This window comes from Enterococcus termitis (assembly GCF_001730305.1).
GTDB lineage: Bacteria > Bacillota > Bacilli > Lactobacillales > Enterococcaceae > Enterococcus_L > Enterococcus_L termitis.
On sequence record NZ_MIJY01000012.1, the window covers coordinates 357761 to 373323 of the forward strand.

A 15563-nucleotide genomic window follows, 5' to 3' on the forward strand; every position below is an offset into this window, starting at 1 on the left:
GGAAGAGTCGATGAATCAATTTAAAGCAGAATCGTATGATGTAATCGTTGTTGGAGCAGGACATGCTGGCTCAGAAGCCGCCCTAGCTTCCGCACGTATGGGCAGCAAAACCCTCCTTTTAACGATCAATTTAGATATGGTGGCATTTATGCCTTGTAACCCTTCTGTCGGCGGACCAGCCAAAGGTGTAGTAGTCAGAGAAATCGATGCCTTAGGTGGAGAAATGGGTCGTAATATAGACAAAACATACATCCAAATGCGGATGCTGAACACAGGAAAAGGTCCTGCGGTTCGCGCCTTGCGCGCCCAAGCAGACAAACACGCCTATGCTTCAGAAATGAAGCACACGATCGAAAAAACAGAGAACCTAACACTACGTCAAGGAGTAGTTGAAAAACTGATTGTAGAAGACGGCCTCTGTCAAGGTGTAGTTACAACCACTGGCGCTGAATACCATAGCAGTGCGGTGATCATTACTGCTGGAACTGCTTTGCGCGGGGAAATCATTATTGGTGAATTGAAATATTCTTCTGGGCCAAATAATTCATTACCTTCGATCGGTTTAGCAGATCATTTAAAAGAATTAGGACTAGAAATGGATCGTTTTAAAACAGGAACTCCTCCGCGTGTAAAATCAAGCACCATCGATTATTCGGTAACAGAAGAACAACCTGGCGATGAAAAACCAAATCATTTTAGCTTTAGCACGCCAGATGATGCTTATAATTTGGAACAGCGTTCTTGCTGGTTGACTTATACAAACGAAGGAACTCACGAGATCATTCAGAAAAATCTCCATCGTGCACCAATGTTTACAGGAATCGTGGAAGGTGTAGGCGCCCGCTATTGTCCATCGATCGAGGATAAAATCGTTCGTTTTTCTGACAAGCCGCGTCATCAGTTATTTTTAGAACCTGAAGGATTGAATACGGAAGAGGTTTACGTGCAAGGATTGTCAACATCATTACCAGAAGATGTGCAAACAGAAGTACTTCACTCAATTGCAGGCTTGGAAAAAGCTGAAATGATGCGAACAGGTTATGCTATCGAGTATGATGTAGTCGTACCCCATCAACTACGTCCAACATTGGAAACAAAAATTATTGAAAATCTCTTTACTGCTGGTCAAACCAACGGAACAAGCGGCTATGAAGAAGCTGCTGGTCAAGGCTTGATCGCTGGGATCAATGCTGCTTTGAAAGTCCAAGGAAAAGAACCATTCGTCATGAAACGTAGTGATGGTTATATCGGTGTGATGATCGATGATTTGGTAACAAAAGGAACAAATGAACCTTATCGTTTACTAACATCAAGAGCAGAATATCGTTTGATTTTACGTCATGATAATGCCGATTTGCGTTTAACAGAACAAGGTCATGAGATCGGTTTAGTGAAAGAAGAGCAGTATACAGCATATCTTGCAAAGAAAAAAGCAGTGGAAGCAGAAATCGCTCGTCTAAGTTCAGTCAGAGTGAAGCCTACAGCGGACGTACAAGCCTTTTTAGAGGCGAAAGGATCTGTACCGCTAAAAGATGGCGTTCTAGCAAGTGACTTCTTAAAACGCCCAGAAATGACCTATTACGAAGTGACTCAATTCATCCCTACAGCTGATGAAAAACTAGATGAAAAAGTCATCGAACAAGTAGAAATCCAAATCAAATATGAAGGCTATATCAAAAAAGCATTAGAGAAAGTCGATAAATTAAAACGCATGGAAGCCAAACGCATTCCAGAAAACATCGATTACGACGCGATTAATGGACTAGCAACAGAGGCAAAACAAAAACTACAAAAAATCCAACCAGAAACTATTGCCCAAGCAAGCCGAATCAGCGGAGTAAATCCGGCTGATATCTCGATATTGATGGTGTATATTGAACAAGGCAAGATAGCGAAGGTTAAGCCTTAGAATACTTATATACCAATGTTTACAGGGAGTTCAATATACACCAAAACTTTATTGAATAAACTTTTTTAAAACGCCATATATTGAGGAAATTTTTCGGCAGTTTCATCTTGCTTTGTTTGCGTTACCTTGATATAAATATCTGTTGTGATTTTTGTTGATTTGTTTACATGAGTAGAGTAAGACTTGTAAAGATATTAACGATCACGATATAAAACAGAATTACTAAAAATCACGTTGTTCTCAACATGCTTATCTCTTAGACCTAGAGAAAGTTTTTGTTGGATGATGTGGTTTTTCCATTTATAAGCCATTGCTTAGTCCAACAAAAGCAAGAGCGTCCAATCAGATTTGCTAATGAATATGATAATACTGTAAGGGTGTTGCGACAGTGTGTTAATTGAAGAGTGACAAATTTAAAGTTATACTCCATACGAAAATTATGTTAAACATTACTTTTAATTAATAATAAATTATTTTATAATATTAATAATTTACATATAGTTTTTCATTTGTTATTATTTGCTTATCGAAAAATAAGGGGGAGATATTATGAGTAACTTATTAAAAAAAGTAACGTTATTTAGTGTTGTTGGGTGTATGGGATTAATTTTGAGTGCACATACTTCTGAAGCAGCTTCATATGAAAGTATGAAAAAGAATGTTGAAGAGGGAACTGGCTTGATTTATAATCCAGAGATAGACGGAATAATGACTCAAGAAGGTTCACTTGAAGTAATAGAAGCACTTGAAGGAGAAATACAAGATTTAAATATTGAAGAACCTACGCAGGAGATTTATGATGAAGTATTTAGCTCAATAAAAAATGTAGAGGTAATAGAGACTACTGAAAAAACCTTACCTCCATTCATGCCATTTGCTGCTGGGGCACCTAGAGATAACCAAACCGCATGGATTCCATATAATTCAAAAGAATTTTCTGGATCAGGTTGGAGATACAGTGGAGCTCAATTTAAATTTAGGGATTACAATGCAAACCCTAAATTTGGTATAAGAGCTACAAAAGATTCTTTCTATTTTTACACTGTGATTCCAGGGAATAATAGTTTCTTACGTAGACATGAGGTCGGCGCAAATCTAGACTGGGTATATTTTCCTTCAAAAAGTGGGTCAGCAAAATTACAAGGATATTTTGCAACATACAATCCTGTCAAAGGAAGCCGATACTATATATATTAGCCATGTTTATTGTTACTACATGAAAAGTAATCTAAATTATTAGGTAGAAAAGACCAGAGTAGTTCATAATACTTATTCTGGTCTTTTTGCTGGTAAACAAAGTACATATAAAATAAAAAAATATTTTCGATGAAACTTTTAAGGGAGATTTATAGTCTTATATTATGAAGGGAGGAATAGTAGTGCCAAAAAATGTAAATGTCCATTTAGTTAGAAAAGCTAAGAAAGGAAATTCTCAAGCTTTTATTGAGCTATGTACTGCCTATCAAGACATTTTATATAATTCAGCCTATAAAATACTTTTGAATGATGAAGATGTGGCTGATTGTATGCAAGAAACAGAGATACGTGCATGGACAAAAATAACTAAATTAAAAAATGAAGAAGCGTTCAATTCTTGGATTTTTCAAATAATGACTAATATTGCAAAAGATATTTTGAAGAAAAAAACAGCACATTCAGAATCTGAAGAGAGGTATCTATCTGATAAGGCAGACATGATTAATACATTTGATATAGAGCAAGAATTGAATGGCTTGGAAGAAATCTACAGAATTCCACTTATACTATATTATTATGCGGGATTTAGTATCAAAGAAATATCTGAACAATTAAAAATATCTGTAAATACTGTAAAGACAAGACTAGCAAGAGGAAAAATGAAATTGAGAATTTTATTGGAGGAATCAAATGATGGATAAAAAGATAATCGATAAAATTAAAAACGAACGAAAAATTCCAGATGAGGTACTAACTAAGCTAGAATCCAACAGAGAAAATATTCTAAACAATAAATTTAAGCAAGAGAAAAATTTTAAAATTCTTTCTAAAAAAAGTGTCATTGCAGTGTTAGTTGCTGCAGCAGCACTTTTGCTAATAATAACCAAAACACCAGTAGGGGTAGCAATAGAGAATGCATTGGGGATTGGAAGAGATTCTGGAGTGAAAACAGTAGAGAACAATGCAATACCGACTGAACTCAATTTGACAAGTATTCAAAATGATCGAGAGATAAAGTTAACTAAATTTGTTTCTACAAAGAAAAAATTTGCTTTTGATTATCAGTTTAAGGTGGATGATGAAAAATTAAAAGAGTTACTAAAAAAGGATATAGCAGCTAGATCAGATCATCAAGATATTCAAATTGGTCTTTTTGTCAATGGGAATAATAAAGACTTATTTCAAGGTGTACATTCCTATTCAACGTTTAGATTAGATGGAGATGTTTTTTATGGATCAGTGATATCGACTTTCGATACGGAAAGTATTCCTGAAAATGCAGAACTAAGTCTTCACATTTATAGATTAGCTTGGATGGATCGTGACGAGTATGAAGTAGCAGAATCTAAGGCATTTGCTGATCCCGATAATCCTCAACCATTTAGTGTTCCTACATCTTTAGAATATACGGGAGATTGGAGCTTTGATATTGCTTATCGACCACTCAATCAAACAGCTGTTACAAAGGTTCTTGATTCAAATAATGTTACAAATATTGTATCTAAAAGCGACGCACTACAAACAACAATCACATTTAATGCTCCAATAGAGTATCCGAATTCTCCTGAGATTACAGTATATAAGAATGGCGTAGAGATCTCTAATTCAAATATTAATTTCAAGCAATTAGATCAGGAAAAGTTAGAAATCGAGCTGGATTTAAGTGCTTTAGATAAAGTATCAACTTATAAAGTTAAGATTGAAGAGTCAGATATATATGGTACGATTGTCAAAGAAGTAGGCTCTTTTGAGGTTCAAAACAAATAAATAATGAAAAAAATTTTCTTGTGGCGTATAATGATGATTTTTGATCTCTTTTACTTGTTAAAAAGCCCATATGATGCGTAATAGCTGATAATGATTGTGAAAACACTGAATACAACGAGCAAGGAAAAATCGCGAAAATAGCACCAAAGAAGGCTTAATAGTAAGATATCCATCCGACTTAAAAAGACTTATTTTCATTGGTTAAAGTAGAATTATAAAAGAGCGCATTTTTGAAAAAGATTACAACAAGTCTATCCAAGGTGGCTGAGAAGTGATTAGATCCGAGAAATAATTTCTGCTTCTATCATTTTTAGGAGACTGGAGTGTAACTCGCAGAGTTATTTTCCAGTCTCCTTGCATATTATATACTTGTTAACAGTTGTTTAATTCCAATCACTTCTCCAAGGTTTCACATTTTCTGTCCGATATACTTTAGCTTGGCCAATTGAGTTGAACAGTTCCATTTTTTGTTTCACGACTTTTTTTGCTTCAATGATGCATTCTGGGTAGATAGCATTTGGATCCCACAGTTCAGTAGTTGCTAGGATTTCACGGCATTTTTTATAAAAAGCATATTTATAATCTGACGAAATATTGACTTTTTGGATGCCGATTTCAACAGCTTTCGCAATTTCACCATCTGGATTTGCTGAGCCGCCGTGTAATACTAGAGGAATGTCGACTTCTTTCTTGATTGCTTCCAACACATCCATTTTTAACTCAGGTTTAACATCCTTCGGATAGATTCCATGAGCTGTGCCAATAGCTACCGCTAGGGTATCGATTCCTGTTTTTTCAACAAATTCTTTGGCATCTTCCGGTTTCGTATAAATAACTTTTGAAACGCCGCCTTCAACTGAGGTGCCAGTATTTCCAATAGTACCTAACTCTCCTTCAACTGAAACACCAATTTTATGACAAACATCAACTACTTCTTTAGTAATCGCAATGTTTTCCTCAAAGGATAATAATGAACCGTCGATCATAACGGAACTAAAACCGCAATGAATAGCACGCATGATGCTTGCTAGGCTATCGCCATGATCCATATGGATGACAAAAGGAACGTGACTATTTTTTGCGCGTTCAACAGCATATTGGAAAAATTCATCCTTGGTAAAATCTAATTCAGTAGGGTGAACAGCAATGATTGCAGGTGCATCATTTTCTTCAGCAGCTTCAATGACGACTCGTAAAAAGTTGCTATCTGCAACATTGAAAGCTCCGACAGCAAATTTATTCTTTTTAGCTATTTCTAACATTTGATTCATATTAATTAACATAATTAGATTCCTCTTTTTCTTTATTTTATAGTATACTTTAGATAGATTTATTTTCTGAACCTGCAATTTTGATGTACCGCTTAACGACTTCCTTACCGGCTGCAACCGTGTGATGGATCAAGTCAGGGTACTCGATTTGTGGGTTCTTTTTGAGCTGTTCGATAATGTCGTCTACCTGTCCACGCATGAAATCTGAGCCGACATTGATTTTATTGATACCGAGTGCAACAGATTTTTTGATATTATCCTCTCCAGCCCCAGAACCTCCATGTAAAACTAAGGGTAAGTTTGTAGCAGCTTTGATTTTTTCAACGATATCGAACCTAAAATCAGGGACATAGCCCTCAGGATAATCACCATGAGAAGAACCGTAAGAAAGGGCTAGGCAGTCCACTCCAGTTTCTTGAATGAAGTAAATCGCATCGTCAGGATTTGTGAACATGTCATCACGAGTCCAGTGATCTCCAGAAACGGCGCCCATATCGCCAACCTCAGCCTCTACGCTAGCATCATAGGCTTGGGCAAAAGTTACCATCTCTTTTGTGATTCGGATATTTTCTTTCAAAGGATACATGGAAGCATCCATCATGACACTAGAAAATCCTTCATTTAAACACTGTTTAACAAAGGCGATATCATTGCCGTGATCTAAATTGATAGCGACCTCGACACTGGCATTATTGGCCATTCGAATAATTGGTTTTGTCAAATAATGGTGATTTAAATGCTCTTTTAAGTGATCTTGCAACAAGTCGATAATGATGGGAGAACGCATTTCAACGGCAGCTTCAATCACTGCTTTGGCTGTTTCTAAGTTGAAACAATTGATTGCCATAACTGCATATCTTCCCTCATTTGCCCGCTGAAGCATTCCTTTCATAGAAACGTACATAGTTAATTGCTCCTTATGTGAATTTGATGTCGGAAAAGTCCATTTCTTCTTCTTCAATATTTTCATCTAATAAAACGTCGTTTGCTGGCTGTTTCTTCAAGACAAATAATAGAACACCTGTGATTGCAGAGCCGATCAATAAAGCTAGAGTGAATTTCAAAGGATCAGTCATAGCAGGAATAATAAACACGCCGCCAGATGGAACCGGTGAACCTACGCCCCAAGACATGCTCAATCCACCGCCGATTGCAGCACCGACTGTACAAGATAAGATCACTCGAAGGGGATCAACGGCAGCTAGAGGGATAACGCCTTCTGTAATCATGCATAAGCCCATTGGGAATGCGATCTTAATATTGTCTTCTTCCTCTGTTGTAAATTTACGTTTATTGAATATTTTTGATAATACCCATGAAATGGTGACGCCAAATGGAGGGACCATAGAAGCTAAAACCTTAACCGCTTCTGGCTCTTGTACACCTTCCAATAAGAGTCCGTCAGCAAATAAGGAAGCGACTTTATTCACTGGACCACCAAAGTCGAAGGCTGCCATACCGCCCATGATCGTGCCAAATAAGAATTTTCCAGAACCTTGAAGCCCTGTTAAGAAATCTGTCATTGCTTCTGTTAGCCAAACAATTGGTACACCGATCACAAAGAACATCAACAACCCAATAATAAGAGTTGAAAGAACGGGTACGATCATCATTGGCATCAACCCTTGTGCCCATTTTGGCACTTTCAAATTTGCTACCAACCATTTGATAAAGAATCCAATCAAATAACCGCCCAGCATTCCGCCAAGAAAACCAGCACCAATACTATTTGCAATCAACCCCATAAATAAACCAGGACCAATTCCAGGGCGATCGGCGATCGAATAAGCAATCGCAGAAGAAATGACGGGTGCTAATAATCCCATCCCCAACACACCTAAAGATACCAACGCATCGGGGATCGAGTAAGCAGCTTTATAATCTGCGATGACCTGTCCGCCAGTTAGATTTCCAATCGCAATAAGCAAACCTGCTGTTACAACAACTGGGAGCATGTACGAGATAGCTGTGAGTGCATGTTTTTTTAGTTGTAACTTTTTCCACATAAGTTTTTCCTCCTTTATTTTTCTAATTCATCAGCAATTTTATTTATTAGTCCTTTGGGAGCTTTTATAACCATATTTGTAGGGACTTCAACAATTTTTTTCCCATTGAAACGGTCACGTCCGCTAATTTTGATATCTGCTGCGATGATAACGACATCCGCTTCTTTGATTTCTTCAGCAGTTAATTCATCTTCTGTACCAATGGTTCCTTGTGTTTCAATATGGGCGGTGTGTCCTAAAGCTTGGGCGGCTTTCATTAGTTTTTCCTTAGCAATATACGTATGTGCGATGCCAGACGTACAAGCTGCGATGCCTACGATTTTCATTTTCTTTCCTCCTTTCTATTATGCTGTTGGATCTTTTGCCAGCAGGGTCAACATGTCCTCTTTACTATTAACTGTATGCAGTTGTTCAATAAAGGCTTCATCTGCTAACAACATAGCAACTTTCTGTAATAGTTTAATATGCATTGTATTCGCATCTGTGTTTTTTACAGCGAATAAAATGATGATTGTTACCGGCTTTTCATCAAGAGATTCCCATTCGATTGGTTCTTGGGTTCGTCCAACGACGAGAGATGTTTTGATTACGCTGTCTGATTTTCCATGAGGAATAGCTACGCCTTGACCTAGTCCAGTCATTCCTTCGTTTTCACGATAAAATACATCGTTTGAGAAATCTTTCGCATTAGTTACAATGCCTTTTTTGTAAAGCATTTGCGTTAATTCCAAGATTGCTTCTTGTTTGTTGCTTGCATTTAATTCTAAATTGATTAGATCTTTGTTGATGACGTCTGCAATACTAAAATTTTCACTGATTGTCATGCTATAAGCCTCCTAAAAATTCTTTTACTCGTTCTTCATCTTGCTTTGTAAAAATAGAGTTGACTAAAATTGTCGGTATGTTTGGATTCTCCTTTAGATGGATAGTTGTTAGGATCAAGTCAATGTTTTTGTAGTCATCAATATTATTTTGATATTTTCGCGAAGAAAGAACATCGACGATATTGATATCAGGAAAAGCTCGACTGACTTTTACTTTGAGCAATTCTGATGTACCCACCCCTGAACTACACATAATCAGGATCCTTTTTTGATGATTGATCATTTCTCGGTATTTAACGAAATATAGTGTGAGAAATCCAACTTCATCATCTGATATGGAAATCAAGTCATATCTTTTTTCGATGATACGAGCAGTTTCCTTAACCGTTTCGAACATATCGGGATATTCCAATGAAATGTCGTTCAATAATCCATTTTTAACAATAATTTCGTTTTTTAAACGATAGAGTAAGGGAGCGATATGATTTTTGAGATCTTGAATATTTGCAGTAATTGCTAACTCGATCCCTAACGTCACAGAAATGATTTCCAAGAAATCTTTGGCTACAGTTTTGGCTAAATCAGGTTCTTCAATCATATGGGAACTGTGATTTTCAATACGAGAGGAGATGAGGTATTGAAATAAGAAAAAACGTTCATTCGTTGGTAACGGGGTAGCTAGATAGCCTTCAATTCTATCAATCACGATGCAAGCCAAGCTATAGAGTTCTTGATTTTTTTTGATGAGCTCTTCTTCTTCGCTATCCAGTAGAAAACGTTCTTCGCTAAAAAGAATTTTCCCTTCTCGCGTTCGTTGCACCAAAATATACAGGTGAGAAAAAATGTTTACATTGTAGGGATAGGTAATGGATGTTTTGAGCATTTTATCGATAAAATCTAACAATGACGTAAGAAAATCGATATCGTATGCGTTCATCAATTGACCATCAATTGTAAATACATCATCAATCAAATTATCTTTTGCAATGATAGAAAGTACTGCCTTGCGGATATTCCGTTCAGCACCTTCAATGGACAGTTTCTTTTGGGACCGTTTTACTTGAAGATGATACGTTTTTAAATATTCTGTTATCCGCTGAATGTCACCACTAACAGCAGCATCACTTACATAGAACGGTTCAAATAGATAATGAATGTCTACCTTATTAGGTGCTTTAAAAAGGAGCCTCAACATAACGCTATTTCTTCGTTCTAAAGGATCAGTTGTTTGAATACCTCGACCAACTTTGGCGTTTTCTTTTAAAAATCGGTCATAATCTAAAACGAACCCTTTACTAGGCTCGGAAATAATTAAATCACCGGAATCAGACTGATCATTTATTTTTTTTACTGTTCGATAAATGGTTTTGGTAGAAACGTTGGTAAAATAAGCTAATTGATTTGCCGTCAGTGAAAGATCATGCTTCAAAAATAAATCAATAATGACAAGTTCTCTTTTACTTAGCTGCATCTTATCAACCTCCTTATCTATACTATAAATTCTTTTTTCGAGTATAAACTTATTGTTGTGTCCATATATGTGGACATTGTTTTGAATACGCTTACAAAAATAGGATTTCTTGTAAGTCTTGAATAATATGCTGAAAATTCAGATAATTATTTCATTTCTTTTGTTCGTTATCCGCCACAATAAATTTAAAAAATAGATTGATAACATCAAATAGACTATTCTATATGGTATTAAGTAATTCGATATAAATTATTTGTATTAGAGATAAATTTTTTTTAATTTTATCATAGTTTAGTGTTTCTTTTTTGTAGTAATCATTTTTTTGTATTTAAAAAGACGGATACTTAACGAAAAAAGTTAAGTATCCGTCTATTCTTTTATAAAATAGTTCTATTCTTTCTCTAATTCATTTCACTTTATTTTTCATGTTTCCCTTTTCTTCTCTTCCAAAATAGAAGTGATCCGGCAGCGCCAGCCATTAAGACACCCATACTCTGTGCTGTAGCAGATGTTTCTGCACCCGTATTTGGTAGTGTTCTTTGAGAACGGGTAGTTGGTAAAGTTGAACTGCTAGGATCTGTCTTGGTACGAATAGCAGATCTAGTCGTTGTTACTGTGGTACCTGCTGGATCTTGAGCTTTTTCTGTAGGTTTTGCCAAAGTTAATGGAGCTGTCGGCACTGTATTTACTTTGGCTGCTTCTGTCTTTTTCGGATCAGTCGGAGCAGTTAAATCAATTACTTTTTCTACTGGTTGCTCTGCTTCTTCAACAACTTCAGGAGCCGTTACCTCTGGTGTAGCAGGCGCGACAACTTCAGGAGCTTCTTCTATTTCTGTTGGTTTCTCTAAAGGATCGACCTCTGTGACATTTTCTAAATCTCCTAATTCCGTAGGTGCTTCGGGTTGGACGCTCCCTGTCGCTTCTTCACTATCAAAATCTATATCTGTTACAGGTTCAGTATTATCAATGTCTTCAACAGGTTGAGTTGGTGTTGAAGGTTGCGCTGTTGTCAGCATAGGAAGGTCAACATTTGCAACGTCCGTAAGCACTTTTGTAGAAAGAGCTGTTGGCTCAATGGAAGGATTCACCGGCTCTTGTACCGGTGTGACTATTTGTGGTGCCGCTAAATCTACTTCTACTTGCTTAGGTGCTTCTGGCATATCAGGTACTGGCGGAATATCTGGAGCTGTGATTTTGTAGATTTCTAATGAATCTAGTTTTGTTGTGATAGTTTCCATAGTAAATTCAGGAAATTGAATAACAATATCTGGATTTTGTCCCACTATTACGCCACTGTACTCACTACTTTGTCTAAAATTATCCTTTAGCCAGCTATAAATTGAAATTGGATAACCAGGTATTTGTGGGAGAGGAGTATTCTTTAAGTTTTTAATATTTTCTTTGGCAATATTGGTAGTTTGAGTTACCATACTTTCAACGGAATTAGGAATAGGATCTCCCCAAAAATAAATTTGAACGGTACTAGATGTTAAGCTATTAAAAGTTGCAATAGCTTCTTTTAATTCTAATTGGGCTGTATTCCATGCTGTTGAAACTCCTTTTAAATAATCTGCATAATTAGAAAAATTAGTTACTTGTTCATTGACAGTTTTTTCAAAAGTTGCAACAAATGAGTTCCATTCGTCTGCCGTTGTCATTTGTTGCAGATTCTCAGTAGTATATTCTGGCGAAATAGATGTAAAATCTAGGGTATTTAATGAATTAATAATTGGTTGCCAAATATTTGTATAATCATCATTTGGGTCACCCGAATTTCCAATACTCCAACCTGTTTTATATGCATCAAATGCTGTTTGGTAATTAGAATATGCCAAATAATAATCTTCGTAAATCTTGACAGTAGCAATATTTTTTTTCATTACTTCTTCTGCTTCTGCAATAAAGTTAGTTAACTTAGTCTCAAATGAATCAGGACTATAAACAACACTTAATTTAATATCAGGCGCAATGGAACTAACGTTATATGCATCGTTTTTCGCTTGATATTCTTCAATAATCGGCCAAGAGTCGGCTAAAGCTGCTTCAAGTGCCAATTCGGCAGCATCGTATGTTTCTTGCCATGCAGCTATAGCATTAGGTATCCCTGCAAGCTTTTCTTGCGTGATTTGATCTGTTGGGAAGTTTTCAAGTACTGTATTCATTTCAGTAATTGATTCATTGATTTTTGCTTGGGCAGTTACAGCATTGTTGTAAGCTGCAAATGCATCCTCATAAGGTTTTGCTGCTGTAGTGAAATCTTCTTTAGCAAGTTCGTATTTGTCCTTTAACTGATTGTATGCAGTCATAGTTTCGTTATATTGGTCTTCAAGGATTTCGAATTTCTCGCTTGCAGCTTCATATGTCGTATTGGCGGAGTCCCATGCAGTATAGGCCGCTTCATATTTAGTATTTATGGTTGTGTATTCTGTTTTAAGTTGTGTAAAAGTATCTTTTATAGCATTGAATTCCTCTAAAACAGTTTGATACTCATTAGTATGATTCGTTTGCTTTGTTTTAAGACTTCCCAACAATTCTGAGGCTTTATCATAATTTGCTGAGGTAAGTTGATATTTCTTTTCAAGATCAACATAATAAGCTGCTAGTTTTTCATATTCTATTTTACGTAGTTCATAGGAATCAGATGCAGCAGTAACAGCGTTTGCTGCAATAGAATAGGCAGTTTTTGCATTCGTATAATCTGTTTGTAATGTGTCAAATTGTCCTTTTAGGTCGAGATAAATTGCTCTAGTATCATCAAATTGTGTTTGTAATGAATCAAATTGACCTTGTGTGTCTGCTAACGCTTCTTCTAAATTAGCAAAAGTTGTTTTAGTTTGTGAAAGTTCTTCTTTTAATTGTGTCAATTCGTCTTTTAATAGTTGTTGCTCCAATAATAAACGATCATATTCAGTACGAGCGGTTTCAAATTTTTGATTCGCATTTTCGTAAGAAGAATACGTTGTATTGTACTTTGTTTCGATGGCAGTATAAGCATCAAGTCCGTTAGTAAATTTAGTTTGTACGGCATCATAGGCTGCTTTTGCTTGATCATAAAGATCATTGACTACTTGTGCTTCTGCCAGTGCTGCTTGATAATCTGCTTCCGTTTCATCATAAACTTGCATGACTTGTGTGTAGTTTATATGAACTTCGTTGTACGTTGTTTCCAGTTTTTGATAATCTGTTTTTGCTTGATCACGTTTTAAAACAAGCGCATCATATTGCTGCTTGATCGACTGATAAGAAGCAGTAACATTTTGGTAGTCAGTTGTTACTTTATCGTATGCTGTTTTAGTTTCATTAAATTTAGCAGTTAGTAGGTCTGATTGTTCTTTGACTGCTTGGTATTCTTTGTTTATTTCATTAAAACGTGTGTTACTTTCGTTGTAAGCGGAAAGTGCCGCTGAGTATTCCACTGATCCTTCTTCATATTGGGTCATCAAAGCTTTTGCAGCTGCTCGTTTTTCTTCGTAAGTAACTAAATCAGTTGTATAGTTAGCCAGCTGAACATCGTAATCCGCTTTCTGCTGATCATAAACTGTTTTTTCAGTTTCATAGGCCGTTGTTTTTTGATCATAGATTAGTTTTTCAGCTTCATATGTTTTTCGTTCTGTTTCATATTGTGTTGTTAGCTCCGTCAACTGTGCTGATAATGTGTTGTAATCAGACAAAGCAGTTTCATAAGCTTGTTTGGCCGTATTATAGTTATCTTTGATCGTATTGTATGCAGTAAGCTTGTCTTCGTAGTTCGCAATCGATGCATTTAGTTCAGCAGAACGCGTTTCATACGTTGTTTTTTCAGTTAGATAACTTTCTTTGGCTGTGTTGTATTCATTTAATAATGTATTGTACTCGCTAAGTGCTTGATCGTATACGGTTTTGACTTCAGCATAAGCGGTTTTTGCTGTTTCAAGTTCAGCTCTTAAGGTATTGTAGGTTACAACTGCTTGATTGAATAGGACAGCATTTGCATTATAATTATCTTTTTTCGTAGTGTAAGTGTTTAACATTTTTTCATAAGAACTTTTTTGTTCATTATAGCTTAGCAACTGTGAGGCATACGCTGTTTTTGCTTCATTATAAGCGGATTGTATTTCTTCATAATCAAGTGCAGCGGCTTCATAAGCTGTTCGTTTTTCTTCGTAAGCATTACGCAACGTCTCGTATGCAGCTCTTTTTTCTTCAGCCTCAGTGTTTAGCATTTCGTAGTCATTTTGTGCTGTTAGGTACTCTTCTTGCATTGAAATAAATGTTTGTTGTGTTTCTTCATAATTAGCTTTTTCGGCTTCATAGTTAATTCGAACTTCTTCATAATTATCTACTTTTTCTTCATAATCTGCTTTATTTGCCTCATAAAGGGCTCTGCTATTTTCATAAGACTTTTTAGTTTCTTCAAATGCCAACAATTTCTCTTGGTAAGGTCCTTTTAGATTGTCGAGTTCTGCCTTTAACGGTGCAGCAATAGCATAAGCATCATCCGCCGCTGTTTTGGCTGTGTTGTACTCGCTAAGAGCATCCTCGTAGTTGTCCTTGACAGTTTGATAATCAGCTTTTGCAGCTTCGTATTCTTGCAAAGTAGTCATGTAGTCTCTTTGCAATTTTGTCTGTGTAGACTGATTTACCTGATTAACGGTCGTAGCCAGTGCTTGCACAGATGTTGCTGTTCCCATAAGCATTGTACTTGAATACAATAAAAACTTAAAGGTACCCTTTCTCCATGAATAATTCATAAATATTACCTTCCTTTTACTATTTTTCCCTTTTTTTCACTTACTATTTGTGGTAAAACAATGCCTTCGTTAAGCCATTTATATTTGCACAAATGTAATTATACAATAATTACAAGTTAGTGATTTATCATGTTTTTCTTTGATCATCTAATTTTTTGAGAAGTAAATATCAAAAAAATCAGATAATAACATTAAATAGAAAGTACATATATTTTTTTTAGATAATCCTATTTTATAATAAATGAGAATATTGCTTAAAATAGCCCCTTTTTTGAAGTAAATGAGGTTAAGAAAGGATATTGATTCTAATGTAAAAATAACGGTATAATAATAATCCTTTATTTATACAATAATAAAAATAATTATATGTATTTTATTGTATATATTA

At 35.8% G+C, this 15563-nt stretch carries 11 protein-coding genes; 4 read left to right on the forward strand and 7 right to left on the reverse strand.

The window, feature by feature from the left end; translation table 11 throughout:
* Positions 1-10 precede the first annotated feature (10 nt).
* From mnmG to BCR25_RS09090, 4 genes are all read left to right on the forward strand, one after another.
* Positions 11-1909: a tRNA uridine-5-carboxymethylaminomethyl(34) synthesis enzyme MnmG gene (gene mnmG / locus BCR25_RS09075; RefSeq protein WP_069663294.1), complete on the forward strand. Its 1899-nt coding sequence runs from the start codon at positions 11-13 to the stop codon at positions 1907-1909.
* 549 nt (positions 1910-2458) lie between these two features.
* Positions 2459-3106, forward strand: coding sequence for a hypothetical protein (locus BCR25_RS09080; RefSeq protein WP_069663295.1), 648 nt, complete (start codon positions 2459-2461; stop codon positions 3104-3106).
* A 164-nt stretch (positions 3107-3270) separates the two neighbouring features.
* The gene (locus BCR25_RS09085) at positions 3271-3807 is read left to right on the forward strand and encodes an RNA polymerase sigma factor (RefSeq protein ID WP_069663296.1); all 537 of its coding nucleotides are present in this window, start codon (positions 3271-3273) and stop codon (positions 3805-3807) included.
* Complete coding sequence (locus BCR25_RS09090) at positions 3797-4873, forward strand: hypothetical protein (RefSeq protein WP_245792115.1); 1077 nt, start codon at positions 3797-3799, stop codon at positions 4871-4873. Before BCR25_RS09085 ends, BCR25_RS09090 begins: the two co-directional genes overlap by 11 nt.
* A gap of 383 nt (positions 4874-5256) precedes the next feature.
* Here BCR25_RS09090 and BCR25_RS09095 read toward each other — a convergent pair whose 3' ends face one another.
* The 7 genes from BCR25_RS09095 to BCR25_RS09125 all read right to left on the reverse strand — a co-directional run bounded on the left by BCR25_RS09095 (position 5257) and on the right by BCR25_RS09125 (position 15175).
* Positions 5257-6156, reverse strand: a complete 900-nt coding sequence (locus tag BCR25_RS09095; RefSeq protein WP_069663297.1) for a ketose-bisphosphate aldolase — start codon at positions 6154-6156, stop codon at positions 5257-5259.
* Between the two features lie 37 nt (positions 6157-6193).
* Positions 6194-7048, reverse strand: coding sequence for a class II fructose-bisphosphate aldolase (locus BCR25_RS09100; protein ID WP_069663298.1), 855 nt, complete (start codon positions 7046-7048; stop codon positions 6194-6196).
* Positions 7049-7061: 13 nt separating this feature from the next.
* Complete coding sequence (locus tag BCR25_RS09105) at positions 7062-8150, reverse strand: PTS fructose transporter subunit IIC (protein ID WP_069663299.1); 1089 nt, start codon at positions 8148-8150, stop codon at positions 7062-7064.
* A 14-nt stretch (positions 8151-8164) separates the two neighbouring features.
* Positions 8165-8476: a PTS fructose transporter subunit IIB gene (locus tag BCR25_RS09110; protein WP_069663300.1), complete on the reverse strand. Its 312-nt coding sequence runs from the start codon at positions 8474-8476 to the stop codon at positions 8165-8167.
* Positions 8477-8494: 18 nt separating this feature from the next.
* On the reverse strand, positions 8495-8974 hold the full coding sequence (locus BCR25_RS09115) for a PTS sugar transporter subunit IIA (protein WP_069663301.1): 480 nt from the start codon (positions 8972-8974) through the stop codon (positions 8495-8497).
* Between the two features lies 1 nt (position 8975).
* Complete coding sequence (locus BCR25_RS09120) at positions 8976-10445, reverse strand: BglG family transcription antiterminator (protein WP_069663302.1); 1470 nt, start codon at positions 10443-10445, stop codon at positions 8976-8978.
* Positions 10446-10861: 416 nt separating this feature from the next.
* Positions 10862-15175: an LPXTG cell wall anchor domain-containing protein gene (locus BCR25_RS09125; protein WP_069663303.1), complete on the reverse strand. Its 4314-nt coding sequence runs from the start codon at positions 15173-15175 to the stop codon at positions 10862-10864.
* Positions 15176-15563 lie beyond the last annotated feature (388 nt).

Excerpts from the sequence above, each read along its gene's own strand:
- mnmG (WP_069663294.1), top strand. The coding sequence starts at position 11 with ATGAATCAATTTAAAGCAGAATCGTATGATGTAATCGTTGTTGGAGCA.
- BCR25_RS09080 (WP_069663295.1), top strand. The coding sequence starts at position 2,459 with ATGAGTAACTTATTAAAAAAAGTAACGTTATTTAGTGTTGTTGGGTGT.
- BCR25_RS09085 (WP_069663296.1), top strand. The coding sequence starts at position 3,271 with ATGAAGGGAGGAATAGTAGTGCCAAAAAATGTAAATGTCCATTTAGTT.
- BCR25_RS09090 (WP_245792115.1), top strand. The coding sequence starts at position 3,797 with ATGATGGATAAAAAGATAATCGATAAAATTAAAAACGAACGAAAAATT.
- BCR25_RS09095 (WP_069663297.1), bottom strand. The coding sequence starts at position 6,156 with ATGTTAATTAATATGAATCAAATGTTAGAAATAGCTAAAAAGAATAAA.
- BCR25_RS09100 (WP_069663298.1), bottom strand. The coding sequence starts at position 7,048 with ATGTACGTTTCTATGAAAGGAATGCTTCAGCGGGCAAATGAGGGAAGA.
- BCR25_RS09105 (WP_069663299.1), bottom strand. The coding sequence starts at position 8,150 with ATGTGGAAAAAGTTACAACTAAAAAAACATGCACTCACAGCTATCTCG.
- BCR25_RS09110 (WP_069663300.1), bottom strand. The coding sequence starts at position 8,476 with ATGAAAATCGTAGGCATCGCAGCTTGTACGTCTGGCATCGCACATACG.
- BCR25_RS09115 (WP_069663301.1), bottom strand. The coding sequence starts at position 8,974 with ATGACAATCAGTGAAAATTTTAGTATTGCAGACGTCATCAACAAAGAT.
- BCR25_RS09120 (WP_069663302.1), bottom strand. The coding sequence starts at position 10,445 with ATGCAGCTAAGTAAAAGAGAACTTGTCATTATTGATTTATTTTTGAAG.
- BCR25_RS09125 (WP_069663303.1), bottom strand. The coding sequence starts at position 15,175 with ATGAATTATTCATGGAGAAAGGGTACCTTTAAGTTTTTATTGTATTCA.